The following is a 6684-nucleotide window of genomic DNA, read 5'->3' as shown; positions in this document are numbered from 1 at the left end:
TCAGAGTCGGACAGGTCACCCAGGCTCATATTGCCAGGGAACCTGTCCTTTTCATTGGAAAAATAGAACCTCTACCCCTTTTGAAAAATCAAGAAGGTCACCTATTATACTAAAAATATACAGAATTGATCACCATTTCCAAATGAACTTAAACAAGGAGGAATTTTTTTATGAAGAAAATAGTTTATTTATTATTCGCAGGTGCCTTAGCCCTTATGCTCGCAGCATGCGGAAGCGATTCAGCTGTAGAGGAACTAGAAAAAAACGATACAGAAAAAGCCGAGGCAAAAACCGGCAGTGACTCTAGCAAAGAAGAAAAATCAGATGAAGAAGCAAAAGAAGAAGACATCTGGACATACTACAATGATGCCAAATGGTCGGATGATTACAATGGCTTGAAGATGGAAATCCAAAAAGCTGTCGTGACCGACAAAGCCCCTACCATGGAAGATGAAAACGCAAAAACATCAGCAGTCGGCGTTAAATTCAAAATGGAAAACACAACAGATGGCAAATTCACATTCTACCCGGACCAGGCCGTGCTCGTAACAAGCACAGGGGAACAAATTGATATGCCTGACATGTGGGTCTCCGACAGCATCGGCGGCGAGATCGACAAAGGTGTCATCAAGGAAGGCAATATCGTCTGGTACCTTGAAAGAGGCCATGCAGAAGACATTGAGTGGATCAAGCTGGAATTCAACGGCCATCAGGGACCGGAGGATGACTTTGAATCTGAAATGAAGGAATATGAGATCGAGTTGCAATTGAAGTAAGATAAGGGTCTGATTCTCGGCAGCGAACCGGGGGTCAGACCTTATTTTTTGGGCTCAGGAGTTTGGTTACCGGACAGACGGACTGCCCCAGCCGCGCTAATATGGTAGTTGATTCGGGGACAATCCCCTGTTTATTCTGCTTACAATATAATGATTGGTCCTGCATGTGACTTATAAAGAGAGAGGGATACTAAGTCTTAGACGTGCCCTAATGACTTTTCAGAAATGAAGATTGTTGTCTTTTTGGGAGCGAATAGAATTTGGTCAATTCATCTACATATCGTAAAATGATATTCTTGGTGTGAAACTGCCTGCCGATAAAACCTCCTATGGGTAGTAGATTGGGTGAAAAATAATTCAGAGACAAAGAGAGGTCAACACTAAATGGAAACCGTATCAAACGAAGTCAAATCAGAATCCCTCAAAGCCTTCCAATCCGCCATCCGCAAATCTGAAAATGCCTTAGAAAATATGGCTCAGAAAGGCGCGAACACTACTCTTATAAAGAAGCGTCTCCACGCTCTTCAAGCCGGCTTAGCTTTGTTGGAGAGTGCATGGGAACAAAGACCTCACGACTACAACCGTGAAGAATTAATAGAAGCACGCGGTGTTTTGGTTGGTTTATTCCCTTCACTTCAGGGCATGTACGAAAAGGCGAAAGCCGGGGGGCCTCAGAAAACATTAATTGAAAGAAGAATAAAGGCATTTGAACTTGCGGCTGAGGCTATTGATGATTTTAATACAAAATAAAGATGCCAAATGGGACCAGACTCTGCCCACGTCTTGGAGTCTGGCCCCCGCCGAGGGGCCAGACCACGAAAACAAGGAAAATAGTCTTTTTATATAAAAAGATATCCAAAACTCGAATGTTTCTTCTAAATTTAAATTTCCCCTCTATGCCGAACCAGTCATTGATTGTCAAATCCCCCCATTAATCACCTTATCAAACAAAAAATCCATTTACCTCCTCCCCCCGCTCACTCATTTATTATGGAATTCTTCAAATTTATTATCGAGATTCAAAGATATCGAAAATGAAGTATCAAAATGAGGATTGCCGCTCCCCTCTATAATCGATTGTCCAGAGACATTACCGGGTTACCCTCGTTATAATCGAATTCTTTCGGATATTATCGAAACGAGACCTATAAAAGACAACGCCCTTCAGTCGACAAATGGCCCAAAACCGCAGCCAAACCTTATCCGCCTCCTTAAACTCACCCGCCCCTCTTCAACCTTGACCATCACACTCATTCTATTATGTAGTTTTCTTTTCACTCATGTAAAAAAAACTAAGCCTGACCGCCCACAAAAATTACTGAAATCTGTCGAATCTTTCCTATTTAATGAACCATTCAAACTATAAATGATCATTTTCCATAAGAATGACGATCCTCCTGTTCTATCCTCTTTTTACATTCATTTACAACAAGTTAAAAATGGTCTCCTATAATATGAGCTGTTACATTTAATCGATTCATGAAAGGAGTCTTCCGCATGACAAATGAGAGACCGGTGGAAAGTTGGATTCAAAAATTTAATGATGAGACCTTACATAAAGGGGTCGACCGTCGCAGCTTCCTTCAAGGGGCGGGGAAAGTCGCTGGCATTTCTTTAGGAGTGGTGATTGCTCAATCGATGGGCGGTTTTTCTGTGTCAGCTGAAGAACCCGGGTTTCAACATTATCCGTTTTTACTTGGGGTAGCTTCTGGTGATCCTCTACCGGATGGTGTCGTTTTATGGACACGTTTAGCCGTCGATCCGCTTAATGGCGGCGGCATGCCTGATCGTAAGATTCCTGTGAAATGGGAAATCGCAAAAGATGAACATTTCCGACATATTGTCCAGCGCGGTACGGAAGTGGCAAGTCCGGCCCTCGCTCACTCCGTTCATGCCGAGGTAGAGAATCTGGAAGCTGGTACGGTGTACTATTACCGGTTCAAAGTCGGCAAGGATTTCAGCCCGATTGGAAAAACGAAAACTCTTCCTGCACTGAATGAAGACGTCGAAAGCCTGGCTTTTGCCTTTGCTTCCTGCCAGCAATATGAGCATGGCTATTATACGGCCTATAAGCATATGGCCAAAGAAGACCTTGATCTCGTTTTCCATCTTGGAGACTACATTTATGAATATGGTCCTGATGAGTATGTAGCAAGTACAGGGAATGTACGAAAACATAAAGGACCGGAAATCCGTTCGTTGGAGGACTACCGTAACCGTCATGCTCAATACCGTTCAGACGCGGATTTACAGGCTGCTCATGCGGCATTCCCGTGGGTGGTCACATGGGATGACCATGAAGTGGAGAATAACTATGCCGACACGATTCCTGAAAAAGGACAGTCTGTGGAAGAGTTCGTGAAACGTCGTGTGGCTGCTTATCAAGCCTACTACGAGCATATGCCATTAAGACGATCTTCGATGCCGCATGGAGCAGACATGCAGCTCTACCGTCAGTTTTCGTATGGGAACTTAGCTAACTTTATGGTTCTCGATTCCCGTCAGTATCGTTCTGATCAGGCAAATGGGGATAAAAGTTCTCCACAGACGGCAGAATCTCTGGATCCTTCACGCACATTGCTGGGAGGGGATCAGGAACAATGGGTTCTTGACCATCTTGGCAAATCCACTGCCTCCTGGAATGTCCTTGCCCAGCAGATCTTTTTTGCCAAACGAAATTATGGGTCAAGCCCTGATCAGCCTTTATACAGTATGGATGGCTGGGATGGCTACACACCTGCGAGGGAACGCATCACGGAATTTGCCCGTAAGAGAGACATGGATAACCTGATTGTCCTGACAGGTGATGTGCACGCGAGCTGGGCTTCGAATATTCTGGCAGACTTTGAAGATCAGTCTTCCAGCATGCTTGGAGCTGAGTTTGTCGGCACGTCGATCACATCAGGCGGGAACGGGGCAGACAAGCGCGCAGATACGGACCGTATTCTTGCCCAGAACGAACATATTAAATTTTTCAACGATTATCGCGGGTATGTCCGCTGTCATGTCACGCCGACCCAATGGAGAGCAGATTATCGGGTGGTTCCATTTGTCTCGAATCCCGGTGCAGATATTTCGACCAGAGCTTCATTTGTTTACGAAAAAGATGCAGAAGGACTGAAGGAAATATCAACGTCAACCGTCCCTCAAGGGAAACAGATGTCTGCCGAGGTGGAAGACGATCGTCATGAAGCGCACGCCCGCGCCCATAAAAAACAAGCTCAAAAAGGCAAACAAATGCAAATGAACTAACCTTTCACCATCAAGGAGGCAGAGGCCATGAATGATCGCAACCAGCAGCTGATCGGACACTTGGAAGAACTGCGGAGCCGGGCAATTAAAACCGTGCTCGCCTTTATTGGTTTCCTTATAGCGGGGCTGGCTTTTGTGAAACCGATCTACGGGTGGCTGATCAGAGATTTAGACATGAAGCTTGCGATTCTCGGACCAAGCGAAATTTTATGGGTGTACTTGATGATAGCAGCTGTCTTCTCACTGGCTGCAACCATTCCTGTCGCTGCCTATCAAATTTGGCGGTTTGTCGCTCCAGGTCTGAGTCCAACTGAAAGAAAAGTGACGTCACGCTTCATACCAGCCTTATTCTTTTTGTTCATTTTCGGCATTGGGTTCGGATATTTTTTACTTTTTCCGATTGTCCTGAATTTTTTAACCACCCTGTCAGCTGGACAATTTGAAACGATGTTTACAGCGGAAAAATACTTCCGGTTTATGCTGCACCTTACTGTACCTTTTGGACTTTTATTTGAAATGCCGTTGGTGATCGTCTTTCTGACGGTACTTGGAATTCTGGATCCGGCGAAATTGAAAAAATCAAGAAGGGTAGCCTATTTTTTGCTGATAGTCATTTCCGTGTTGATTACACCGCCGGATTTCCTTTCGGATGTACTGGTCATCCTGCCGCTTCTCCTTCTATATGAAATCAGCATTACATGTTCAACGATTGTTTATAAGAAGCGCGCTTCCCGTTCGGCGGAGTCAGGTGCAGCTCAAGAAAATTTAGTATTAAGGAGTGAAAGGACTTGAATAAACACGATATGAACAGAAGAGACTTTCTGAAAGCAAGCGGAATCAGCACAGCTGCGCTTGCCCTGGGTACGACTGGAATCATGTCTCTCGGTGGGGATAAAGTATTTGCCGGAACATCCAAAAACCGGAATGCAGCCGGCGGTTATGGTCCTCTCGTCAAAGACCCGGGCGGAGTGATGGACCTTCCCCGCGGTTTCCAATACCGGATTATTTCAGAGGAAGGCAGATCTTTATCGGACGGCAGACCTGTCCCTGCCAAGTTCGACGGGATGGCCGCCTATACAGGCGCACATAACTCTACCATTCTCGTAAGAAACCATGAATTGAGCGGAAATAGCAAATACCCCGTGATTGGGAAAAATCCTTACCGCCGTGAAGAAACGGGCGGGACCACTTCCTTAGTCGTCGGCCCTGACCGCAAAGTAAGGAAAGAATACGTCTCTTCTTCCGGCACCATCCGTAATTGTGCAGGCGGGTCTACTCCATGGGGGACATGGCTCACTTGTGAAGAAACGCTGGAGGAAGGTCATGGCTATGTGTTTGAAGTAGATCCGAACGACCCTGAAAACAACATCTCGAAAACCCCGATCCGTGACATGGGTGCCTTTTCCCATGAAGCCACGGCGATTGATCCGGCCACAGGGATCGTCTATTTAACCGAAGACGCCGGTCCCAGTTACTTGTATCGCTACCTGCCCAACGACCGCAGTCAAAAGGTCGGTGCCCTGCAAAAAGGCGGAAAGCTTCAAGCGGCAGCCTTCGAAGAGATGAGCAGAGACGAAACAAGCCATTTCCACACAGGTCAGAAATTCGGGATTGTATGGAAAGATGTAGATCCGGAAAAACCGACCCTCGATGCAGGCAGAAAAGGTTGCATTGCTTTCAGCCGGCTGGAGGGAGCTTATTTTGAAGGCGGCGTGTTCTGGTTTGATGATACATCGGCTGGAAATAAAGACTTGGGCCGTGTGTACCGCTATATCCCGGCGACCAATACACTGGAGCTATTCTATGAATCTACTGCGCAAAATGATTTAGAGATGCCTGATAATATTTGCATCACCCCTTGGGGAGATCTATGGATTGCTGAAGACGGAGGCGGTGTCGATCGTGTCATCGGAATGACACCAGAAGGCGAAACATACGTGTTCGCAGAAAATAAAGTGAACGACTCCGAGCTTGCAGGGCCAACGTTCTCTACAGACGGCCGAACGTTCTTCATTAATATTCAATCACCCGGGATGACCTTTGCAATCTGGGGACCATTCGCCAGAAAAAATGCAGCCCGCAGAAGGCTGATGGGCCATGCTGCTCCGCCGGCTGCCTACGCACCGAACATTTCTGACAAACTATCGGCGTTTGCGGAAGTACAGGGAATGTCAGACTTAGAAGCAGCAGCATTCGAGCGCCATGGCATGCCCATTCTATAAAACCAACAGGAGGCGAAAAATATGTTAACAAACATCGGAATCCCAGGATTAATTCTTGTACTAGTGATCGCGTTGATCATTTTTGGCCCTTCCAAACTACCGGAAATCGGACGCGCATTCGGAAGTACATTGAAAGAATTCAAAAGTGCTACCAGTGATTTAATCAACGGAAACGAGCAAGAGAAGACAACTTCTGCAGACGAAGGTCAAAGACTGAAAGCCGTGGAAAAAGAAAAACAGCATACAGGCAGCTGAATTCATCGCAAAAAAACGTCCAGGGTTTATTACTCTGGGCGTTTCCTAATGAACCTTTCCACAAGAACAAATTATTAGTCTCTTGTTCCTTCATATCTTCCGACTTTTATTTTCCCCAAAAGCTTCTCTCAGCCGTTTATTCGTTTCATCAAATCTCTTTCCCTTTGCCTCGATGTATT

The 6684-nt window shown here is 45.9% G+C and carries 6 protein-coding genes; all 6 read left to right on the top strand.

What is annotated here, in order from left to right; genetic code table 11:
* Positions 1–170 precede the first annotated feature (170 nt).
* Positions 171–776, top strand: a complete 606-nt coding sequence (locus HP456_RS17860; protein WP_172253611.1) for a hypothetical protein — start codon at positions 171–173, stop codon at positions 774–776.
* A 384-nt stretch (positions 777–1160) separates the two neighbouring features.
* Positions 1161–1526 carry a hypothetical protein gene (locus tag HP456_RS17855; protein ID WP_172253610.1) on the top strand — a complete coding sequence of 122 codons (366 nt, stop codon included), beginning with the start codon at positions 1161–1163 and terminating at the stop codon, positions 1524–1526.
* Between the two features lie 747 nt (positions 1527–2273).
* Positions 2274–4028, top strand: a complete 1755-nt coding sequence (gene phoD / locus HP456_RS17850) for an alkaline phosphatase PhoD (protein ID WP_172253609.1) — start codon at positions 2274–2276, stop codon at positions 4026–4028.
* Between the two features lie 27 nt (positions 4029–4055).
* Positions 4056–4820 carry a twin-arginine translocase subunit TatC gene (gene tatC / locus HP456_RS17845; protein ID WP_172253608.1) on the top strand — a complete coding sequence of 255 codons (765 nt, stop codon included), beginning with the start codon at positions 4056–4058 and terminating at the stop codon, positions 4818–4820.
* On the top strand, positions 4817–6250 hold the full coding sequence (locus tag HP456_RS17840; protein ID WP_246289216.1) for an alkaline phosphatase PhoX: 1434 nt from the start codon (positions 4817–4819) through the stop codon (positions 6248–6250). Before tatC ends, HP456_RS17840 begins: the two co-directional genes overlap by 4 nt.
* Positions 6251–6271: 21 nt before the next feature.
* Positions 6272–6505: a twin-arginine translocase TatA/TatE family subunit gene (locus tag HP456_RS17835; RefSeq protein WP_172253607.1), complete on the top strand. Its 234-nt coding sequence runs from the start codon at positions 6272–6274 to the stop codon at positions 6503–6505.
* Positions 6506–6684 lie beyond the last annotated feature (179 nt).

Origin of the sequence: Bacillus haikouensis (genome assembly GCF_013179555.1) — a bacterium.
In the GTDB taxonomy this organism is placed as follows: Bacteria; Bacillota; Bacilli; order Bacillales; family Bacillaceae_B; genus Rossellomorea; species Rossellomorea haikouensis_A.
The sequence above is the reverse complement of the archived record's forward strand: the minus strand, read 5'-3'. Positions and strand labels throughout refer to the sequence as shown.